Annotated in this window: 19 protein-coding genes; 9 read left to right on the top strand and 10 right to left on the bottom strand. The window is 70.6% G+C overall.

All coding sequences use genetic code 11. From position 1 onward, the window contains the following. Positions 1–61 precede the first annotated feature (61 nt). Both JIX56_RS26665 and JIX56_RS26660 read left to right on the top strand, forming a co-directional pair. Positions 62–988: a Vgb family protein gene (locus JIX56_RS26665; RefSeq protein ID WP_257544249.1), complete on the top strand. Its 927-nt coding sequence runs from the start codon at positions 62–64 to the stop codon at positions 986–988. Positions 989–1,119: 131 nt separating this feature from the next. Continuing rightward, positions 1,120–1,656, top strand: a complete 537-nt coding sequence (locus tag JIX56_RS26660) for a hypothetical protein (protein WP_257544248.1) — start codon at positions 1,120–1,122, stop codon at positions 1,654–1,656. Between the two features lie 25 nt (positions 1,657–1,681). Here the strand turns inward: JIX56_RS26660 and JIX56_RS26655 are convergent, their stop codons facing one another. From JIX56_RS26655 to JIX56_RS26630, 6 genes are all read right to left on the bottom strand, one after another. After that, positions 1,682–2,218: an AAA family ATPase gene (locus JIX56_RS26655; RefSeq protein ID WP_257544246.1), complete on the bottom strand. Its 537-nt coding sequence runs from the start codon at positions 2,216–2,218 to the stop codon at positions 1,682–1,684. Beyond that, positions 2,215–2,814, bottom strand: a complete 600-nt coding sequence (locus JIX56_RS26650) for a hypothetical protein (RefSeq protein WP_257544244.1) — start codon at positions 2,812–2,814, stop codon at positions 2,215–2,217. The genes JIX56_RS26655 and JIX56_RS26650 overlap by 4 nt, the downstream gene beginning before the upstream one ends. Positions 2,815–3,031: 217 nt before the next feature. After that, entirely contained in the window at positions 3,032–4,483 is a 1,452-nt protein-coding gene (locus JIX56_RS26645) for an aldehyde dehydrogenase family protein (protein WP_257544242.1), read from the bottom strand. Between the two features lie 7 nt (positions 4,484–4,490). Then, on the bottom strand, positions 4,491–6,221 hold the full coding sequence (locus JIX56_RS26640; protein WP_257544241.1) for an N-acyl-D-amino-acid deacylase family protein: 1,731 nt from the start codon (positions 6,219–6,221) through the stop codon (positions 4,491–4,493). 115 nt (positions 6,222–6,336) lie between these two features. Continuing rightward, on the bottom strand, positions 6,337–7,455 hold the full coding sequence (locus tag JIX56_RS26635; RefSeq protein WP_331595929.1) for an LLM class flavin-dependent oxidoreductase: 1,119 nt from the start codon (positions 7,453–7,455) through the stop codon (positions 6,337–6,339). 110 nt (positions 7,456–7,565) lie between these two features. Continuing rightward, the gene (locus tag JIX56_RS26630; protein ID WP_257544239.1) at positions 7,566–8,321 is read right to left on the bottom strand and encodes an SDR family NAD(P)-dependent oxidoreductase; all 756 of its coding nucleotides are present in this window, start codon (positions 8,319–8,321) and stop codon (positions 7,566–7,568) included. Between the two features lie 207 nt (positions 8,322–8,528). On the opposite strand from JIX56_RS26630, the gene JIX56_RS26625 reads away from it, so the two are divergent. Together JIX56_RS26625 and JIX56_RS26620 are read left to right on the top strand one after the other, a co-directional pair. After that, positions 8,529–9,266 (top strand): hypothetical protein, encoded by a 738-nt coding sequence (locus JIX56_RS26625; protein ID WP_257544237.1) that lies wholly within the window; start codon positions 8,529–8,531, stop codon positions 9,264–9,266. Positions 9,267–9,311: 45 nt separating this feature from the next. Continuing rightward, complete coding sequence (locus JIX56_RS26620; RefSeq protein ID WP_257544235.1) at positions 9,312–10,148, top strand: hypothetical protein; 837 nt, start codon at positions 9,312–9,314, stop codon at positions 10,146–10,148. Between the two features lie 77 nt (positions 10,149–10,225). Here the strand turns inward: JIX56_RS26620 and JIX56_RS26615 are convergent, their stop codons facing one another. Further along, a complete protein-coding gene (locus tag JIX56_RS26615; RefSeq protein ID WP_257544233.1) occupies positions 10,226–10,885 on the bottom strand; it encodes a response regulator transcription factor in 660 nt (219 codons plus the stop codon). 458 nt (positions 10,886–11,343) lie between these two features. On the opposite strand from JIX56_RS26615, the gene JIX56_RS26610 reads away from it, so the two are divergent. Both JIX56_RS26610 and JIX56_RS26605 read left to right on the top strand, forming a co-directional pair. Then, positions 11,344–12,081 carry a hypothetical protein gene (locus JIX56_RS26610; protein ID WP_257544231.1) on the top strand — a complete coding sequence of 246 codons (738 nt, stop codon included), beginning with the start codon at positions 11,344–11,346 and terminating at the stop codon, positions 12,079–12,081. A gap of 154 nt (positions 12,082–12,235) precedes the next feature. Then, positions 12,236–12,628, top strand: a complete 393-nt coding sequence (locus tag JIX56_RS26605; protein WP_257544230.1) for a VOC family protein — start codon at positions 12,236–12,238, stop codon at positions 12,626–12,628. Here the strand turns inward: JIX56_RS26605 and JIX56_RS26600 are convergent. From JIX56_RS26600 to JIX56_RS26590, 3 genes are all read right to left on the bottom strand, one after another. Beyond that, complete coding sequence (locus tag JIX56_RS26600; RefSeq protein ID WP_257544228.1) at positions 12,615–13,142, bottom strand: hypothetical protein; 528 nt, start codon at positions 13,140–13,142, stop codon at positions 12,615–12,617. The two genes, JIX56_RS26605 and JIX56_RS26600, sit on opposite strands and share 14 nt — an antisense overlap. Positions 13,143–13,597: 455 nt before the next feature. After that, entirely contained in the window at positions 13,598–14,500 is a 903-nt protein-coding gene (locus JIX56_RS26595; protein ID WP_257551125.1) for an LLM class F420-dependent oxidoreductase, read from the bottom strand. A gap of 29 nt (positions 14,501–14,529) precedes the next feature. Then, positions 14,530–15,792: an amidohydrolase family protein gene (locus JIX56_RS26590; RefSeq protein ID WP_257544226.1), complete on the bottom strand. Its 1,263-nt coding sequence runs from the start codon at positions 15,790–15,792 to the stop codon at positions 14,530–14,532. A 294-nt stretch (positions 15,793–16,086) separates the two neighbouring features. Between JIX56_RS26590 and JIX56_RS26585 the strand changes: the two genes are divergently transcribed. The 3 genes from JIX56_RS26585 (at position 16,087) to JIX56_RS26575 (ending at position 21,281) form a co-directional block, all read left to right on the top strand. Next, positions 16,087–19,092, top strand: a complete 3,006-nt coding sequence (locus JIX56_RS26585; RefSeq protein ID WP_257544224.1) for an AfsR/SARP family transcriptional regulator — start codon at positions 16,087–16,089, stop codon at positions 19,090–19,092. A gap of 277 nt (positions 19,093–19,369) precedes the next feature. Next, a complete protein-coding gene (locus JIX56_RS26580; RefSeq protein WP_257544222.1) occupies positions 19,370–19,621 on the top strand; it encodes a hypothetical protein in 252 nt (83 codons plus the stop codon). A gap of 211 nt (positions 19,622–19,832) precedes the next feature. Then, on the top strand, positions 19,833–21,281 hold the full coding sequence (locus tag JIX56_RS26575) for an O-antigen ligase family protein (protein WP_257544220.1): 1,449 nt from the start codon (positions 19,833–19,835) through the stop codon (positions 21,279–21,281). Positions 21,282–21,295: the final 14 nt, after the last annotated feature.

The raw sequence follows: 21,295 nt of genomic DNA, 5'->3' as shown, positions 1-21,295 counted from the left end.
CGCGGAGGCCTTGAAACGCTGTGCGTCGACCGCCGACCGCCGACCAGAGGAACCCGAACCCATGCCTTCTCGCCCGACGACCGTATCCATCACGGAGTTCACCGTCTCCGACGCCGAGGCGGGGCCGTACGGGATCACCGCCGGGCCGGACGGCGCGCTGTGGTTCACCATGGTTCATGCCGGGCGGATCGGCAGGATCACGCTCGCCGGTGAGACCACGTCGTACGCGCTGGAATCGAGCTCCGGTGGGCCGTCGGTCATCGCTGCCGGGCCCGACGGGGCGCTGTGGTTCACGGAGTTCCGGGGGCATCGGATCGGTCGGATCACGACGGACGGAGAGGTCACGTCCTTCCCGTTGCCGACGCCGGACGCCGGCCCGTTCGGGATCGCTGTCGGCCCCGATGGCGCGTTGTGGTTCACGGAGGCGGGGGTCGACCGGATCGGCCGGATCACGACCGAGGGGGAGGTCGGCGAATTCCCGCTGCCGCTCTCCGGGGCGTTTCCGTCGGCCATCGCCGCCGGGCCGGACGGCCGGCTGTGGTTCACGATGAACCAGGCGAACGCGATCGGTGCCATGACGCTCGACGGGGAGGTCACAGTCCATCCGCTGCCGACGCCGAGCGCCGCGCCGGTGGGGATCGCCGCCGGTGGTGACGGGGCCCTGTGGTTCGTCGAGATCGGGGCCGGGCGGATCGGTCGGATCACACCGGACGGGAAGATCGACGCATTCCCCCTCCCGGACCGCGCGTCACGCCCGCACGCCATCGCCGCGGGCGCCGACGGCAGTTGCTGGTTCACCGAGTGGGGCGCCAACCGTGTGGGCCGGATCACGACGGACGGCCGTAGCCACGACATCCGGGAACACGACCTGCCCACCCCGTCCTCGGAACCCCACGGCATCGCCCTCGGCCCGGACGGCTCGCTGTGGACGGCGCTGGAGATCGGCACCGTCGCCCGCGTCACGACGGTGACAGCGGGTCATTCATAGGAGTTCCGAGGGAGCGGCGGCAACCTCAGATCCAGCTCTGAACTTGCGCTTTCGCCTTGTTGCCGTTCCGGGCCCGGTGTCACGATCACGACCTGGCCCGCCACCGACGGGCCGACTGACGGGGGTCGTTCATGTCACGCATGCCACGCCGCACACTCGCCGCCCTGACGCTGCTGTCGGCGGCCACCCTCCTCTCCACCACCGCCTGCTCGTCGGACGGCGACACGGGGACGAACACGCGGTCCGTACGATCGGCCGAGCCGAGCCCGGCGAAAGCGACGCCGGCCGCGGACACCGACGAGGTGTCCGCGGCCGACGAGTTGGCCGAAGGCGCCCCGGACTTGATGGGCGACCGCATGGTCCTGCGTCAGGACCGGACGCGGGACAGCGCGTCCCTGGAGTTCGGCAAGGCGAAGAAGGGCGACGGCGAGGCCCTGGGCATCACGGTGAGCTGCGAGGGCAAGGGCAGGATCGAGGTCGTGCTCCGCCCCATGGACGCCTCCTTTCCCGTGAACTGCCGCGAAGGCCAAGTGACCAGCGTCCACAACGTGTTCGGCCTCGATGGAGCGGACCGCGCGGGCACCGTCTCCGTCACCGCCGCGCCGGGCGTCCGCTGGTCCCTGTCGGTCGGCCGCGGGGAGCCGCCGAAGCAGGACCTCAGCGACTAGGACCGGGCCCGGCGCACTACACCCCTCACCCGGCGGCCACATGGCGAAGCACGACGTCGGCCAGCTCGCCGGGGCCGGCTTCGCCGTCCAGGAAGACCGTGTCGGCGGGCAGGGTGTCGACCGCGGCCGCGCAGGCCGCGATGCGGTCCTTGCACCACCGCCGGACGCGTTCGTCCTGCTCGGGGCGGTCCGGTGTGAAGCTGCGGCCGTCGATCCGTGCGATCAGTACGTCCTCGGGCACCTTGAGGAAGAAGTGCTGGACAGTGAGGCCGGCGGCCCCGATCGCGCCGAACACCTCTTCCACGTAAGAGGGATTGACCAGGGTCATCGGCACCAGCACCGGCCGCCGGTACTCCTCCACCAGCCCGACCACGAACTCGGCCACCTGGCGCCGCCACAGCCGTAGATCCTGGAAGTCCCCGGTGGGCACCTCCACGATCTCCCGCAGGACATAGCCGACCATCTCCGGATCGAACACCACCGCCTCGGGCCACCGCCCCCGCAGCTCCTCCACCAGCGTGGTCTTGCCGCTCCCGAAGGCCCCGTTCACCCACACGATCATCCGTCGACCATCCCTCTGTCGCCTGTTCCGTCCGTGAGTGTCTCCCGTCCGAAGGCCGTGAGTGCGGCGAAGTCCGGTTCGCGCAGGCCGAGTCGGGGATCCACGTGGTGAAGCAGCGCGGAGGCGGCGTGGTGGGCCGTGACGAAGGCCCGGTCGGCGGCGCCGAGTTCGTCGTCGACCCAGGCGAACGGGCGGCCGGCCGCGTGCTCGACGAGGTGCGGGGTCTTCCAGAACAGCCTGGGCACCCTGGCATTCGTGTCCGGCTGCTCGTCGCGTCGTGGCTCCGGCCAGGGGACCACGGGCAGTTCCGGCAGCCCGATGACCGGCCCGATGAACGTGTTCGCCTCGCTGCCCCAGGTCGTCGCCCACACCAGATCGAAGAGTTCGGTCAGGTCGAGCAGCCGGCGCCCGTGGTCCGGGTTGAGCCAGACCCGGAGCGGCTTGACGTACGCCGGGGGCTCCCCGGGGTGTTGGGCGAGCCAGCCGTCCGGCTTCATCCGGTGCGTGGTGTACCCGGCGGGCCGCCGCTCCGGCTTCGCGGCGTACGGGTTCAACGGCCCGTCCACGTCCAGGTAGAGGAGGGGGCGCCTCCTCACCACGGCACCCGGAGCGGCCCGCCGACCGGCAAGAAAAGGGGGCCCGTCACGGCGGCCGGCAAGCCGCCCAGGCGCCGGCGCCATGCCTTCGCCGCACGCTGAACACGCCGCCCAGGCCGCCCACGCCGCTCACCCTGCATTCGAACATCATTGCGCCACCGGCGATCAAAGGGGAAGGGAGCACCCTCGGCCGCGACCACGTTCGTGGCCGCAGACCTCACCCCGGCCAGACGATCGCCTGCACCTCGCTGTACGCGTGCAGCGCGTACGACCCCACGTCCCGCCCGACCCCGCTCTTCTTGAAGCCCCCGAAGGGCGCCTCCATGTTGCGCCCGACCGTGTTGACGCCGACGCCGCCCGCGCGGAGGCGGCGGGCCACTCGGAACGCTCTGGCCACATCCCCCGACCAGACGTAGTCGATGAGCCCGTAGTCGCTGTCGTCGGCGAGGGCGACCGCCTCGTCCTCGTCGTCGAAGGGGAGGACGACGACGACCGGGCCGAAGATCTCCTCGCGGACGACCCGCATGTCGGGGGTGCAGTCGGCGAGGAGGGTCGGCGCGACATAGAAACCCCGGTCGTACGGCGGCCGTTCACCGCCCGTCACCACGCGCGCGCCCTCCTTGCGGCCCAGTTCGACGTACGACTCCACCCGGTCCCGGTGGGCGGCCGAGATCACCGGGCCCACCACGGTGCCCTGAGCGCGCGGGTCGCCCACCGGCAACCTCCCCGCGTACGCGGCCAGTTGGGTCACCAGCCGGTCGTACACCCCGCGCTGCGCGATCACCCGCGTCGGCGCCGTACAGATCTGCCCGCTGTAGAAGGAGAAGGTCGTGGCGATGCCGGCCACCGCCGACCCCACGTCCGCGTCGTCGAAGACGATCGCCGCGCCCTTCCCGCCCAGTTCCATCAGTTGGCGCTTCATCCCGCGCCCGCACACCTCCGCGATGCGCTGTCCGACCGCCGTCGACCCGGTGAAGCTCACCATGTCGACGTCGGGGGAGTCCACGGCCGCCTCGCCGGTCGCCGCACCCGACCCGCTCACGACGTTCACCACACCCGGCGGAACACCGGCGGCCTCCAGGGCCTCCGCCATGCGGTAGACGGAGAGCGGGTCCTGAGGGGCCGGCTTGACCACCACCGTGTTGCCCATGGCCAGGGCGGGGGCGATCTTGCCTGCCGGGTTGGCCCAGGGGTTGTTGTACGAGGTTATGCAGGTGACCACGCCCACGGGCTGGCGTACGGCGAGGGCTCCCATCACGGCCGCCCTGCCGAAGGGGCCCGCCTCGTTGATCTGCGGGGCGATCGGCTCCTCCACCGGCTCCACCCGGGCGTACCGCTGGAAACGGGCCGCGCCCACCCCCACCTGCATGCCTCGTGCGGTGCCGGTCGTCGCACCGGTCTCGGCCTGGGCGAGTTCCGCATACGGGGCGAGGTGGCGTCGTATGTGGTCGGCCGTACGGGCCAGGACGGCCGCCCGCTCGGCGGCCGGGGTCCGTGACCACGGGCCGAAGGCCTCGCGGGCAGCGGCGGCGGCGGCGTGCACCTGTTCCCGCGAGGCCTCCGGCGCCCGCCCGACGACGCCCTCGGTCGCCGGGTCGATCACCTCGTAGTGCCCACCGTCGGGTTCCACCCAGGAGCCACCGATGAACAGCCGCTGGGCGTCGGTCACTTGAGGCTCACCTCGTACTCACCGTCCGCGTGTCCCGCCCGCTGCGCAGCACCTTCCCGGGTACGGCCCCGGTCACCACGTCGTCGCGGATCGCCTCGACGCCGTTGACCCAGACCGCCCGTACGCCGATCGCCCTGGAGTCGAGGCGCGGGCTGTCACCCGGCAGGTCGTGCACCAGGGTGGCCTTGCCGGCGTCGACGCGCTCCGGGTCGAAGAGGACGAGGTCCGCATGCCACCCCTCCCGCACCTGTCCCCGTTCCCGCAGGCCGAAGAGCCGCGCCGGGTCGTCGGTCAGCATCTTCACCGCCTGTTCGAGCCCGACCAGTTTCCGGCCGCGCAGACAGTCCCCGATGAACCTGGTCGTGTACGGGGCACCGCACATGCGGTCCAGATGGGCGCCCGCGTCCGAGCCGCCGAGGAGGACGTCCTCGTGCCGCCAGGTCTCGGCGCGCAGGGTCCAGGAGTCGGGGTCGTTGTCGGTGGGCATGGGCCACAGGACCGTACGGAGGTCGTCGGCCGCGCAGATCTCCACCAGGCAGTGGAAGGGGTCCTGGCCCCGCTCCACCGCGATGTCGTTGACCACCCGCCCGGTCAGCCCCTCGTTCGCCGCGCTGTACGTGTCCCCGATGACGTACCGCCCGAAGTTGGCGAGCCGCCGGAAGACGCCCGCTTCCTTCGAGTCCGCGCGCCGCAGCATCTCCGCTCGCACCTCCGGATCGCGCAGCCGCTCGATCCGCTCGGGCACCGGCAGGCCGAGGATCGGCCCCCACCCGGGGATCAGGTTCAGCGCGCAGAACGTGCCCAGCGACATGTTCATCGGCGTGAGGATCGGCATCGTCAGGGCCACCACGCGGCCCCCGGCCTTCCGCGCCCGCTCACTCGCCTCCAACTGCCTCGGCACGCGTTCGGGGACGGTCGAGTCGATCGTCAGGACGTTCCAGTTGAGGGGGCGGCCCGCCACCGCGCTCATCTCCACGAAGAGATCGATCTCGTCGTCGCTGAACTGGTCCAGACAGCCCGCCACGATCGCCTCGATCTGCGTGCCCTCGTGCTCGCCCACCGCCCGGGAGAGGGCGATGAGTTCGGCGGGCTTCGCATGCCGGGACGCCACCGGCTTGCCGTCCCCGTCGCTGTGCGTCGACGACTGCGTGGTCGACAGCCCCCACGCCCCCGCCGCCATCGCCTCGTGGAACAGCCGCAGCATCTCGGCCAGCTGCTCATCACTCGGCTGCCCGCCGATCGCGTCGGGCCCCATCACATACCGCCGCAGCGCACAATGCCCCACCATGAAGCCCGCGTTGACGGCGATACGGCCTTCGAGGGCGTCCAGATACTCCCCGAACCCGTGCCACGTCCAGGGCGCCCCCTCCTCCAGCGCTACGAGCGACATCCCCTCGACCTTGGACATCATCCGCCGCGTGTAGTCCGCGTCCTCGGGCCGGGACGGGTTGAGGGGCGCGAGCGTGAACCCGCAGTTCCCGCCCGCGACGGTGGTCACCCCATGATTGAGGGACGGCGTCGCGTACGGGTCCCAGAACAGCTGCGCGTCGTAGTGGGTGTGCGGATCGACGAAGCCGGGGGCGAGCACGAGCCCGGCCGCGTCCTCGGACGTACGGGCCTCTTCCGTGATCGTCCCGATGACGGCGATACGGCCGTCCCGTATCCCCACGTCGGCGGTGTACGCGGGCGCGCCGGTCCCATCGACGACGGTCGCACCTTTGATGACATGGTCGAGCATGCCTCTCCCCTCTGGGCGCCTGGTAAGTGTTTTCAGGGGCGCGGGGCTGCATCAATATGCGGCTCCGCCGCGTGGGCGCGACCAGCCCCCACGAACCCGCAGCCGCCGTACAACCTCACCCCGCCGCCCGGAACCGCGAAGTCCTGTGCACAGGATCCGTGTCGATCTTCGGAATCACGTGCTCCCCGACCAACCTGATCGTCTGCAACGTCGCTTCCTTCGGCACCCCCACCGGCAACCCGAAGCTCAGCTGATCCGCCCCGGCCTGCTCCCACCGCTTGCACTGCCGGACCACCTCGTCCGGATCCCCGCAGATCAGCAGCTCTTCCTCGATGAGCAGTTCGATGAACTCCTCGTTGTACTCGGGAAGCGTCTCCGGCCACACCGGGAAGCCGTCCGGCCGCGGGAACGTGTCGTGGTACCGGAAGACGAGCGACGGCAGGTAGTGAAGCCCGCCGTTGACCGCCACGCGTATCGCCTCGTCGTGCGTGGGCGCGCAGATCGCGGTCGTCGTCACCATCACGTTGTCGTTGACGAAGTCCCCGATCGGCTCGGCGTCCACGATCGCGGTCTTGTACTGCTCCAGCACCCACTCCATGTCGGAGACCTTCTGCACACTGAAGCCGAGCACGCCGAGCCCCTTGCGTGCGGCCATGGAGTACGACGGCGGCGACCCGGCGGCGTACCACATCGCGGGGTGGGACTTCCCGTACGGCTTGGGCAGGATCTTGCGCGGCGGCAGTGACCAGTGTTTGCCCTGGAAGCCGACGTACTCGTCCTGGAGCCACATCTTGGGGAACTCGGCGATGGTCTCTTCCCAGATCTCCTTGGTGTAGTTCATGTCGGTCACCCCGGGGATGAAGCCGAGGATCTCGTGGGAGCCGGCCCCGCGTCCGCTGCCGAACTCGAAGCGGCCCTCGGTGAGATGGTCGAGCATCGCGACCTTCTCGGCGACCTTCACGGGGTGGTTGACCTGGGCGAGGGGGTTGAAGATGCCCGACCCCAGGTGAATCCGGTCCGTCGCGTGCGCCAGGTATCCCAGGAAGACGTCGTTGGCCGACAGGTGCGAGTACTCCTCCAGGAAGTGGTGTTCGGAGGCCCACGCGTACTTGAAGCCGGACTTGTCCGCCTGGATGACGTACTCCGTCTCCTCCATCAGCGCCTTGTGCTCCGCGAGCGGGTCGGTCTCGGCCCGCTTGCCCACGTATCCCTGTACAAAGAGCCCGAATTCCAAGGAGGTTCACCGTCCTCAGCCATACCCGGCAGTCGATCTGACAGTACGTCAGATCGCGATACGGCCGACTGTTCCACCGGCCCCGTGGAGCGTCAATAGCTGACGAGCCGTCAGATTAGGCTGACCCCGGCCAGCCAGCCCCCGTCGATCACGAACGGCTGCCCGGTGATGTAGGAGGAGTCCTCGCAGGAGAGGAAGAGGGCCAGCCGGGCGACCTCCTCGGGCCGGCCGATCCGGCCGAGCGGGACGCGCTTGCGGTACAGCCTGTCGACGGCCTCCGCATCCCCTCCGTCCCCCGGATCACTCATCGCGGTGTCGATGGCGCCCGGGCAGACCGCGTTGACCCGGATGCCCTTGCGGGCCAGCTCCAGCGCGGCCACGCGGGTGAGGCCGACGATCGCGTGCTTGGTCGCGGCGTACGCGCCGACGTACGCCATGCCCGTCATCCCGGTGTACGAGGCGGTGTTGACGATCGTGCCGCCGCCGGCCGCCTCGATCTCGGGGGCGAGGGCCTTGATGCCGAGGAAGACGCCCACCTGGTTGACCCGCACGACCTGCATGAACTCGTCGAGGGGGGTGTCGACGAGAGAGTTGAAGCGCAGGACGCCGGCGTTGTTGACGAGGCCGTCGACGCGGCCGTACGCCTGCTTGGCGGCAGCCACGGCGGCGCGCCAGTCCGCCTCCTCGCTCACGTCGAGGTGGACGTAGCGCGCGCCGATCTCCTTGGCGAGGGTCTCGCCCTGGTCGTCGAGGACGTCGGCGACCACGACCTGCGCCCCTTCCGCCCGGAACAGCCGGGCCTCCTGCTCCCCCTGGCCGCGCGCGGCACCTGTGACGAGGACGACACGTCCGTCGAGCTTGCCCATGTGGACTCCCTTCGGGGTGCGTTGGCCGAGGTCAGCGTACCGCTTTGTCTGACGCAGCGTCAGATGCGCGAAGGACGCTTGCATTCGTGACCTCAACTAACCCTCAAGTACTGGGGAGTAGGGATATTTGACCCTGCCGAAGCGATCCGCAAGACCTCAATAATTGTCCATCGAGAGGTAAAGCCACCCCCAAGGAGACAGCGGAACATGGCCAGGAGACGTTTCAGGAACAAGAAGGTCCGCTATGTGGCGATCGGGGCGTCACTAGCGACTGGCGCGGCGGCCGTCACCATACTGCTGCCGTCGGCCAACGCCGCCGAGGAGAAGACGCCTGCGCAGATCATGAGGATGTGCCAAAGGGCTTCGGTACTCAACGGGAAACAGCAGTCGGTCAGGGATTTCAACGGCGCCTTCGCGGACGGTTTCGAGTCCGACAACTGCGATTTTGTCGAGACCAAATTCGAGACGTTCAACGGCCCCGCAGAGAAGGCCTCGATCGACTTCCCCAACTGTGAGCCGAACGCCACAGAGCCCTCCAAGGTGTCCATTTCCTGGGAGTCCGAGGTGGCCCAGGGCAAGGGCAAGCAGATATCCATCGTGCAGGGCGCATCAGCGGGCCTGTTCGGTGCGCTGAGCGGCTCCTGGCAGGTACACAAGAGCAGCCTCGACATGACGACCAACACCGCCAAGGCCGGCAGCAAGGACGCCGTCGAGGTGCCGGTCGGAAAGGTCGCGCACATCGAGTTCACGCCAAAGATGCAGCGCATGACCGGCGAATGGCGCGTGCGGATCGACGCCCGTGAGCCAACCACCGTCCTCAACGGCTCCCCCGAGCAGAACTTCGTCCTCGAAGACGTCGTCGAGGGTCCGAGCATGCTGCCCGGCGCCGCCGGCGCCCCCGGAGTCGTGGACGGCGTCGCCAAGACCGTCTTCGAAGACTGCTGACCCGACCTCCAGCCCTGAACCTGCCCCTCACCAGGAGAAACCCTCATGTCTCGCACCAGTCGTACCAGAAGCCACGGCCACCGCAGCCGGAAGAAGCGGCTCACCTTGATGATCGTCGCGCCCGTCGCCGCCGTCGCGGCCGGCGTCACGCTGATGAACTCGGCCGGCGCCGCCACGCCGTCGGAGGTCTCGGCCGACTGCAAGTCCGACTCCGACAAACTGGAGAACTGCGAGTTCGTCGACGTCCAGTTCAAGCGGAACAGCCTGGGACCCAACGAGCGGGTCTCCGGCATCTCCAACAACTGCGGAAACACGACGGACACCACCAAGTCCTTCAGCGTGAGCGCCTCCGTCACCCGGACCACTCAACTGGAAGAGGGGTTCATCAGTGACAGCGGCATCAAGTTGGGCAATTCCTTCTTCGAGATCGGCGCGAAGTTCCAGACGAAGGAAGTGAACATCACACGCGACGACAAGAAGACCACGTTGGCCTTCGAGCGCAGCGACACCGTCAAGTCGGAGCACATCGGCTTCTTCATGTGGTCCCACAAGCGGACCGACGTGAGCGGATTCATCAAGGCCACGTACAAGGAGGCACAGGACGGCAAGACCGTGTTCTTCTCGCCGAGTGAGGGATCCACCGCCGTCCACGTCTTCTATCCGCAGATCCTGAACAACGGAACCCCGGACGGACGGCTCTGGCTGCGCAATGTGAAGTGCGGCACTCCCGAAGCCTCCGCGCTGCTGAACTCCAGCGGTGGCGTGAGTACGCAGTCCGTGGAGGATGGCGCCGAGGACATCCGCGTGGAGCCCGGTTTCGGTGAGGGCGGCGACGCGGTCACCGATGTGGAAATCCCGCTGTCGGAGATTTCCGCGCAGTAATGGGATGTGAATGGCACCGAATTGAGCCCCCGCAGTGCGCGGGGGCTCTTTTCATTCTCATACGCGAACCACCGGTCTCACAAACGAACCATCGGCGCCGCTCCCAGCCACCGCAGGACCGCCTCCGTACCGCCCCGGGCGTCAAGCTTGGCGTAGATGTTGCTGAGGTTGTTGCGGACGGTCTTCTCGCTGAGCCGCAGCCGCAGTCCGATCTCCTGGGCGCCGAGGCCGGTGGAGAGCAGCTCCATGATCTGCCGTTCGCGGGGCGAGAGCAGGGACCGCAGCCGCTCCCTCGCGTCCTCCTCTTCACCCGGCATCCGTCTGGCCGCGTCCCGGAGAGCGGCGCAGGCGATGGGCGAGAGGTAGGTGTGGCCGACCGTGGCGGCCATGACCGCCGAGGAGAGCATGCAGGTGCAGTAGTCGCCCTCGACCAGATAGCCGGCCCCGCCCCGGAACACCTCCACGACCGTGTCGGTGTCCCGGCGAGGGCTGACGACGATCACCGGCGCGCTCATGGAGCCCATGGCCTCCAGCAGCCCCGCGAAGGAGACCGACGGATCCTCACAACGCAGGACCACGACATCCGCCTCGGTCCGGTGGAGCGCGCGATAGGGCGGCGAAATGAGCAGCGCGCTGCTCACGTACTGGTCGTCGAGGGCCGGCCAGTCGTCGTGCGGCCACTCCCCCTCGGCACAGGCGAGCACGACCGACAGCCCCTGCGAGGACTGCGTCGGCACACGGGGAGAGTTCGCCGGGACGCTGGGAGGGTTCGCCGGGACACGGGAGGGACGTGCGGGTGCAGCCGAAACGGTGGTACCTACATGCTCGTGCTGGGAAGTTCTGACGTGCCGGGGGGATCGCACTTCGCGTGTCCTTCCGCCGAAGCCATGACTCCCCTACATACGTGACTCCGGCGCAAGTTGTTCGAAGTTTCAATAAGGAAGAGCGTGGCTGTCAGACAGGACCCGCCCCACCACGCCGTCACCACAACGGAACCGCCGCCGCGCCGAACTCCCCTTCCTGGCCGCAGAGTTCACTCACGCGGCGACTGAACGGCGGTAGAGTCCGCCCGTGCGTTGAGTTTCCGGGCGGTGGCCGAGTGCCGCCGCAGACGGTGCGGGCGACCCCGATGAGCCCCGACGGGCCAGGGGCCGCCGGTCGGCATACCCGTCGTCACCCCACCGGAGATCACGCCATGACTGCTCAACAGCCCCTCACCTACGACGCGTTCGTCGAACTCGCCACCGCCGACCCAGCTGTCGTCGGCCTCGTCCTCAAGGGTTCCCGGGCCCATGAGGGCATGACCACCGAGCACTCCGACCACGACCTGTACGTCGTCCTCGCCGAGGGCAGGGCGACGGCCCTCACCCGGTTCACCGGACACCGCACACCCGAACTCGACCTCGTCGTCCTCTCCCTCGACGAGTTCCGCGCCGCCGGAATGCCCGGCTTCGAGCGGTACGCCCTCGCCCGCGCCCGGGTCGTGCTCGACCGGCTCGACGGAGCCATCGCCCGGATGCTGGCCGACAAGGCACGGCTCGGCGCCGATGAAGCCTTCCGGGAGGCGGACGGATGGCTCGACGCCTACGCCAACTCCCTCTACCGCTCGGTCAAGAACGACCGCGACGGGCAGGCGCTCGCGGCCCGGCTCGACGCCGCCGACAGCGTCGGGGCTCTGCTGGAGACGCTCTTCGCTCTGGACCGCCGCCCCCGCCCCTACAACAAGTACCTGGAGTGGGAACTCGCCCGCTTCCCGCTGCCCGGCTGGGACACCGGCCTGCTGCTCGACGCCCTGAACCGCGTCTCCGGAACGGGCGACGTGCCCACACAGCGTCGCCTCTTCGCCCAGGCCGAGGCAGCGGCCCGGCGGGCCGGCCACGGCGCGGTGCTGGACGCGTGGGGGGAGGACCTGGACCTGATGCGACCGCGGTAGGAGAGGAGTGGCTGAGGATCTCGGAGATCTCCACCGCGGGCCGGGGGCAGTGGCAGTGGCAGTGGCAGTGGCAGCCCGGAAATCATGTCGCCCGTGCTCGCCTCCTCCGGTACGGTCGCCGGGATCGTTCCCAGGCTGAGAGCAGGTTTCGTCCATGGCATGTCGTATCAGTGAACTCGTGCTCGGTTGCCGCGACCCCGAGGTGCTGGCGCGGTTCTGGTGCGAGGTCCTGGACTTCGTCGTGCTCGATCGGGAGACCGACGGCCCGGTGGTGGAGATGGTGGAGATCGGGCCGCGCGAAGGGTTCGGCGGCCCGCAGCCGACGATCATCCTCAGCCGCAGGGACGAGCCGGAGCCGGGGAAAACCCGGCTGCACATCGACGTCAACGCCACCGACCGCGATCAGGACGCCGAACTCGAACGCCTTCTCGAGCTGGGTGCTCGCCCGGCCGACATCGGCCAGACAGGGCAGGAGCAGTGGCACGTCCTGACCGACCCCGAGGGCAACGAGTTCTGCCTGCTCAAGGCCCGCCTCAACCCACTCTGATCCGGCCCGGCGGCAGCGGTCTGGCGGGCAGCTCCCAGAACGGCCCCTCGGGGGAGCCGAGCCAGACCCGCTGACGGTCGGGGGTGACGGTGAGCCCGAACTCGGTCTGCGGTGGCGCTCCGGCATTCCGCCACATGCTGATCGCCTCCTCGACGGTGTCCCACAGCCCTATCGGGCCGCCCTGTCGCACCAGGAACCCGCCCTCGCCGTCCGCCACAAGCGTGGCGAACGAACTCATGGCCATGGCCACGACGTGGCGCAGCATCGGGCCGCCGCTCGTACTCATCCCGATGTGTTGGGCCCCCGGTACCGCGAGCTGGGCGACGAACTGAGTGGTCCCGTCGGCCAGTACGCCGGGGCCGGCCTGGGCCGGGCGCTCGTCCGCGTCCTGGGCCAGCAGGTCCGCGACGCCGGACAGGGAGGGCGCGGCATGCGGACGGGCGATCATGAACGACACCGTGCCGGGCAGGAACCGGCCTTCGGCCGTCCCGCCCTCGCCGACGGTCAGCTTCACCAACCCTGTTCCCCGTCCGTGAGGCCGCCGGAGGCAGGCGCGGCGCTGCGCGAGGACGGGACCCTGTGAAGGCTGGGCGGTATACCCCGAGAACGGGGCCTCCCGACTCACCATCCGCACCTACCGGATCAGCGCGGACGGCGAGGCCGACGGCCACGCACAGCAGCTCACGGTCTCCAGCGAGCATGACACCGAGCGCCTGCCGAAGTCGCACGAGTGGCCGCCGTGCCGCTGCCCGCGCTGCCGGACCAGACAGGAAACAGAACCCCGGTAGCAAGCCCGGCCCCTCCACAGCCCCAACGATGTGGTTGGCGAATCCCGTCACGGCTGTCAAGTGGCGTGAGAGTCCCAGCGACACGCCGCCTGCACGGCGTGTCGCTGGGACTACGCGCCCACTTGGCTCCCGCTTGGCGATTCGCCAGCAGCATCCCGCCACGGACGGAGGCGGGTGGCTTCTACAGCAACGGCCCCACCTCGGACCCGAACTCCCCCATTTGGTCGACAAGTTCGGTCCGGCTCCGGCTCCGGAACCGCACCTGGATCTGCCCCACCCCCATCGCCGCGTACGCCCGCAGCGACTCGGCGAGCACCTCCGGCCGTCCGCTGACGGTGCGACGCCCGACGTCCCAGCCCGGCTCCCCGACGTACAGCGGCTCGGCGATGGCGCCGATGGTGAGGGGAGCGGTGATGCCGGCCTCCTCGCGCAGGCGTCGTAGGCGGGCGATCTGGGCCGGAAGGCGGTCCCGGGGGTCGCCCTGAGGGAGCCAGCCGTCGCCGCGTACGGCCGCCCTGCGCACGGCGGCGGGGGACGAGCCGCCCACCCAGAGCGGGACGCGCTCCTGGGTGGGGCGGGGGCGCTGGCCAAGGTCCTCGAAGTCGTACAACTTGCCGTGGTGGGAGGGGAATTCGTCCGGGCCCAGGGCCGCTCGGAGCGCGTCGACGCACTCGTCGAGGACGGCTCCCCGGCGCTCGAAGTCGACACCCAGCGCCTCGAACTCCTCCCGTACGTGTCCGGCGCCGACGCCGAGGATCAGTCGGCCGCCCGAGAGGTGGTCGAGGGTGGCGTACTGCTTGGCGGTGAGGAGTGGGTGGCGGAGTCCGACGACCGCGACGTGGCTGAGGAGCCGGACGCGCTCCGTCACCCCCGCCAGGAAGGCGAGGGTGGCGACCGGGTCGTACCAGACCGTGCTCATCGCGGGTGCGAGGCGGCGCGGGATGGCCACGTGGTCGCAGGTGGCGATGTACGCGAACCCCGCCCGGTCGGCGGCCCGCGCGATCTCGGCCAAGTCCTCCGGCCCGGCGTCCGCCTCCCAGGGCTCGGCGTACAGGGTGCTCTGCGACTGGACGGGGAGCTGCATCCCGAAGCGGAGCATCCCGCCGGTCGTGCTCAACGGGCGCTCCCCGGCCCCGCCCACAACCCCTCCCCCGTCAGCCCCAGCAGCTCGATCGCGTTCCGCCGCACGATCCGGTCGACGACATCCGGGTCCAGGTGCCCCATCTGCGCCTCGCCCACCTGGCGGGACTCGGGCCAGGTGGAGTCGGAGTGGGGGTAGTCGGTCTCGTACAACACGTTGCCCACGCCTATCGCGTCGAGGTTCTTCAAGCCGAACGCGTCGTCGAAGAAGCAGCCGTAGACGTGGTCGGCGAAGAGTTCGGACGGCGGTCGGTGGACCTTGTCGGCGACGCCGCCCCAGCCGCGGTTCTCCTCCCAGACGACGTCGGCGCGCTCCAGGATGTAGGGGATCCAGCCGATCTGGCCCTCGGCGTACATGACCTTGAGGTGGGGGAAGCGCTCGAACTTGCCGCTCATCAGCCAGTCGACCATCGAGAAGCAGCAGTTGGCGAAGGTGATGGTGGAGCCGACGGCGGGCGGGGCGTCGGCGGAGGTCGACGGCATGCGGCTCGACGAGCCGATGTGCATGGCCACGACCGTGCCGGTCTCGTCGCAGGCGGCGAGGAAGGGGTCCCAGTCGTCGGTGTGGACGGAGGGCAGGCCGAGGTGCGGGGGGATCTCGGAGAAGGCCACGGCCCGGACTCCGCGGGCGGCGTTGCGGCGTACCTCCGCCGCCGCCAGCTCCGCGTCCCAGAGGGGGACCAGGGTGAGGGGGATCAGACGGCCCCGCGCCGCCGGCCCGCACCACTCCTCCACCATCCAGTCGTTGTACGCCCGGACGCCGAGCAGCCCCAGCTCGTGGTCGGCGGCCTCGGTGAACGTCTGGCCGCAGAAGCGCGGGAAGGTCGGGAAACAGAGGGCCGACTGGACGTGGTTGACGTCCATGTCGGCGAGGCGCTGCGTGACGTCGTACGAGCCGGGGCGCATCTGCTCGTAGGTGATGATCTCCAGTTTGATCTCGTCCCTGGAGTAGCCGACGGCGGTGTCGAGGCGGGTCAGCGGGCGGTGCAGGTCCTCGTAGACCCACCAGTCGCCGATCGGGCCGTCGTCGCCGGGGGCACCCATGACGGGCTTGAAGCGGCCGCCGAGGAACGTCATCTCCTTCAGCGGCGCGCGGACTATGCGGGGACCGATGTCCCGGTACTTCTTCGGGAGCCGGTCCTGCCAGACGTTCGGGGGCTCCACCGTGTGGTCGTCGACGGAGATGATCTTCGGGAAGGGGGTGGTCGTCGCCGTGGCGGTCTCCATGGTCTCCATGTGCGCCACGGTAGCGCCGATCTGACGGCCCGTCAGCTGGTGCGGTGAGGCGTTGATGTGTACGGGGTTCGGCGGGGCCCGTGTCCCGACGGACCCCGGTCCGCCCCGTCGGGGCACGGGGCGCGACACACAACCCCTCGGGTGCGAATCCGCGAGGAAAGCTTGTGTGGACCTGGTGATGTCCCGCGTGGCGACCTGTGATCGAGCTCTCGCACGGCTGACGGATCTGCCATGAACAAGGCAAACTGGCTTCCCTGGGGCCGCTCAGGGGTCAGGGAGGCTGGGGGGACGTCGATGGGTGGTGAACCGGGAGTGCCGGAAGTCGGTGTGCCGCGAGTGCCGGAGCAAAGGGGTCCCGTGGACGATCGGATTCCGGAACCGGACGCCCAGGCCGCGGCCGAGCTCCGCTTCAGCGTGCTCGGGCCCGTGCGGGCCTGGCGCGGCGTCGAGCCCCTGGCCACCGGTTCGCCCCAGCAACGTGCGCTGCTGGCCGCGCTGTTGCTGCGCGAGGGCCGTACGGCCACCGCGAGCGAGCTGATCGACGCGCTGTGGGGCGACGAGCCGCCGTCGCAGGCGCTGGCCGCCGTACGGACGTACGCCTCGCGGCTGCGCAAGGTCCTCTCCCCCGGTGTGCTGGTGAGCGAGTCCGGGGGGTATGCGATCCGGTCGCTGTCCGGCGGCGCGCTGGACCTCGCGGTGGCCCAGGACCTGGCGGCGGACGCCGAGAAGGCCAAGAACTCCGGGGATCCGTGCCAGGCCCGGCATCTGCTGAACAAGGCGTTGGGGCTGTGGGACGGGGAGGTGCTGGCGAGCGTTCCGGGGCCGTACGCGGAGACGCAGCGGGCCCGCCTCGACGAGTGGCGGCTCCAACTCGTCGAGACCCGGCTGGACATGGACCTGGAGCAGGGCTGCCACGCGGAGGCGGTCTCCGAGCTGACGGCCCTCACCGCCGCGCACCCTTTGCGGGAGCGTCTGCGCGAACTGCTGATGCTCGCCCTGTACCGCAGCGGCCGTCAGGCGGAGGCCCTCGCCGTGTACGCGGACACGCGCCGGCTCCTCGCCGACGAGCTGGGCGTGGACCCGCGCCCGGGCCTGCGGGAGTTGCAGCAGCGCATCCTGCAAGCGGACCCGGGCCTCGCGGAACCCTCCGCCCCGCTGGGCCCCGAGCCCGCCGCCGCCCCCGTCCGCCCCGCCCAACTCCCGGCGACCGTCCCGGACTTCACCGGTCGTTCGTCCTTCGTCAACGACCTGTGCGAGGTGCTGGCGGAGGCGTCCGGCGCCGAGGGCCAGGTGATGGCGGTGTCCGCGCTGGCGGGCATAGGCGGCGTGGGGAAGACGACCCTCGCGGTGCATGTGGCCCACCGGGCGCGGCCGTCCTTCCCGGACGGCCAGCTGTACGTCGACCTCCAGGGCGCCGGTTCCCGGCCGGCCGAGCCGGAGACGGTCCTCGGCTCCTTCCTCCGCGCGCTGGGCACCGCCGACTCGGCGATCCCGGACTCCCTGGAGGAGCGGTCCGCGCTGTACCGGTCGGTCCTGGACGGCCGCCGGGTGCTCGTGCTGCTCGACAACGCCCGCGACGCCGCCCAGGTACGGCCCCTCCTGCCGGGCACGGCGGGCTGCGCGGCCCTCGTCACGGCCCGGGTGCGCATGGTGGATCTGGCCGGGGCCCACCTCGTCGACCTGGACGTGATGTCCCCCGACGAGGCCCTCCGGCTCTTCACGAAGATCGTCGGCGAGGAGCGGGTCGCGGCGGAACGCAAGGCCGCGCTCGACGTCGTGGCCGCCTGCGGTTTCCTGCCGCTCGCCATCCGCATCGCGGCCTCCCGCCTCGCGGCGCGCAGAACCTGGACGGTGTCCGTCCTGGCCGCCAAACTCGCCGACGAGCGGCGGCGGCTGGACGAGCTCCAGGCGGGCGACCTGGCCGTGAAGGCCACCTTCGAGCTGGGCTACGGCCAGCTGGAGCCGGCCCAGGCCCGCGCCTTCCGCCTGCTCGGCCTGGCCGACGGCCCGGACATCTCCCTGGCCGCCGCGGCCGCCGTACTCGACCTGCCGACGGAGGACACCGAGGACCTCCTGGAGATCCTCGTCGACACGTCCCTCCTCGAATCCGCGGCTCCCGGCCGCTACCGCTTCCACGACCTCGTACGCCTCTACGCGCGTGCATGCGCCGAACGCGACGAACAGTCGACGGGCGAGCGGGAGGCGGCGATGTCGCGGCTGCTGGACTTCTATCTGGCGACGGCGGCGCAGGTGTACGCGATCGAGCGGCCGGGGGACCGGCTGGTGGACCATCTGGAGCCCACCGAGTATCCGGGCCTGCGCTTCACCGAGGGCTCCGCCGCCCTCGACTGGCTCTACAACGAGGCGGCCTGCCTGCTGGCCTGCGTACGGCAGTCCGCGGGCACCGACCGGCTGCGCCGCGCCGTCGACCTGCTCTGGGCGGCCAAGGACCTCACCGAGTCCGGCGCCAACTCCCACCAGTACGAGACCACCGCGCGCGCCATGTGCGACGCGACGCGGGCGGCGGGGGACGTACGGGCGGAGGGGCGGGCGCGGACGATGCTGACGAACGTTTTACTGGTGTCCGGCCGTATCCAACAGGCGGGAGACCAGGCACAGCTCGCCATGGACCTCACGGCCTCCGCGCGGGACGTCGCCACCAGTTGGGTGGCCAACGACCGGGGTCTCATCTCCATGCACCAGGGCCGCTACGCGGACGGCAAGACCTTCCTGGAGCAGGCGATCGAGGGCTACCGGGCGGCCGGCAACCGGCTCAACGAGGCGGTGACGCTGGCCAATCTCTCCCGCGCCCATCTGGGCATGGGCAACGTCGACAAGGCCATCGACATCGCGCGGCACAGCCTCGACGTGCACACCGAGATGGGCCGGCCGATGCGCCGCGCCAACGCCCATCTCGCTCTCGGTCTCGCGCTGACCAGTGCGGGCCGGCACACCGAGGCGCTCGAACAGTTCTCGGACGCCCAGGGCATCTTCGCCGAGCACCGGCAGCGGCTCTGGGAAGGCAACACGCACTTCCGCATGGCCGAGGCGCACCTCGCCGCGCAACGGCCCGCGCGCGCCGCCCAGCACGCCGAACAGGCCCTCGCCCTGGGCTGTGTCGGCGGCGACCGGATGCGCGGTCACATCGTGACGCTCCTCGGGCGGGCCCTGTCCACGCTGGGGCAGACCGACCGGGCGAACGCCTGCTGGCGGGACGCGATCAGCCTCTACGAGCAGAGCGGCGCCGCCGAGGAGGCCGCGGCCGTACGCACACTGATCGCACCGGCCGCGGCGGCCTGAGGCGACGGGCAAGGGCACGGGCACGGGTAAAAGCGCGGCCCCAGGCGACCAGCGGCCGGCGGCGGTCTGCTCGCACCGGGCGATTGCGGACGTTCAGCATTCGTTTATCTCCGCCCGGCACTCTCATACCTGCCAGACCGTCGCGTCGGGGGGCAGGCGGTCCGCACGGGGGGCGCAACCAGTTAGGGTGCGGCCTCGCATCGCCCGTCCGGCGGCCCTCGGGGGAGCTTCCGGACGGGCGTTCCTGACTCGTCACCACAGCAGAGGAACTCAGGCCATGAGCGACAAGAAGACGGACGCGGACGTCACCACGCTGGACAACAGCATGCCCAGCGAGCCCGCCAAGACCGAGGCCGAGACCATCACGACGATGGACAACAGCATGCCCACGCCGCCGAAGAACCCGGTCGTCAAGCCGCTGGACAACAGCATGCCCAGCGAGCCCGTCAAGACCGAGGCCATCACGACGATGGACAACAGCATGCCCGCCCCGCCCGCCCTCGACCTCGACCTCGACAACGGCAAGTAGGGCCGGCGGCACGCACGACTTCCGTTCCCACGGGGATCGGCCGCGGTGGCGCGGAGGGGGAGCCACCGCGGCCGAGGCATGTCCGGACCTCACCTCGCCACCACCGGCCCCGACAGCAACAGGAACGCCCCCTCATCCCACCCACACCCGCTGGCATCCGTTCGCGCGCCCGACACCCGGGCTTCGCCCCGGCGCACCACCCTCGGGTGTCATGGCTTCCGAGCACACGGGCATCGCGCACGGCCCCGGTACCGCGCATGGCCCCGGTACCGCGCACGCCCCCGGCCGGGCGTACGCCCTGCGTCAGCTCGTACCGCTGATCGCGGTGTTCGTCGTGCTCGTGGACGCGGCCACCGACTTCTTCCCCGACGACCCCCTCACCGGGGTCCTGACGCCGACGCGCCTCGCGGTGGTGGCGGGCCTGGTCGCGCTGGTCCTCCCGGGCGGCGGGCAGGGGTGGGCGCAGCGGGTCCGGAACTTCCGTACGCGGCTCGACGTGCCCGTCGCGGTCCTGCTCCTCGCGGCCCTCACCACCACGTTCCTCGGCGGGCACCCCACCGCCCCGCTGCGCGGCCTGCTCACGGTCGTCGCCTGCTACTACCTCGTCGTCGGCCTGCGCCGCACCCAGCCGGAGTCCTGGCGGGCGATCGGCCTCCTCGCCCTGGCCGGTATCGCCGCCGCCGGGACGGCCGCCTTCTCCCAGTTCACCAACGGCACACCGACCGGTTTCTGCCGTACGGGCCTGCTCACCGACGTCTCCTGCGACGGCGGAGGCACCGGCACGGGCGCGGGCAGCGGTGATGTGCTGATCCGGACCATCGGCACCTTCGCCAACCCCAACCTGCTGGCGGCCTTCCTCGTCCTGCTGCTGCCGTTCGCGCTGCTCGCCGCCGTCTCGCTGGACGAGCGCACGGCCCGTACGGCCGTGGTCCTCGTGGCGGTCGTCGGTTACGGCGCCCTGCTCACCACCTTCTCCCGCGCGGGATACGTCGCGGGTGCCGCCGGACTGCTCGTGCTGGGCGGCGCGTACTGGCTGGCCCCCCGCCTCGCCGACCGGGCCCAGCGGCGCCTGGTGACGGTGCTGGGGTTCGGGTTCCTCGTGGGGGCCGCCGCGCTGATCTCGTTCGTGTCGCGGGCCGGGAACTCGCTGGGCGTGCGCGGACAGGCCTGGAACGCGGCCCTCGACGTGGCCGTCAGCAACCCGCTGGGCGTGGGACTCGGCCGCTCCGGTGCCGTCATCTCCGCCACCGCGCCCGGCGAGCGGACCTTCGTCCACGCCCACAACATGTGGCTCAACTGGCTCGTGGAGACGGGCCCCCTCGGCCTGCTCGGCATCGTCTCGGTGACCGTGGTCGCCTGGTACTCGGCCGGCCGTGCCGCCCGCGCCAAGTCGGTCGTCGGCACCATCGGGCTGGCCTCGCTGACCGGGTTCTTCCTGATGGGCATGATGGACCACCCGGCCAACCTGGACCGGATCGAGACGCTGTTCTGGTTCGTACTGGCGGTGGTGATGGCCGAGGCGCCGACCGGGTGGCGAGGCACCACCGGGCACTCCGCCGTCTCCACCACCTCCACCGCGTCCCGCCCGAGGCAGCCCCGGCACGGCCTCCCCCAGCACGGCAGCGCAACCCCCGGCGCCCCCGTACCCGCACAGCGCTGACCGCCGGCCCAGGC

The organism is Streptomyces sp. CA-210063 (assembly GCF_024612015.1).
Classification (GTDB): Bacteria; Actinomycetota; Actinomycetes; order Streptomycetales; family Streptomycetaceae; genus Streptomyces.
Note: the sequence above shows the minus strand (reverse complement) of the source record. Positions and strands in the feature narration are given on the sequence as shown.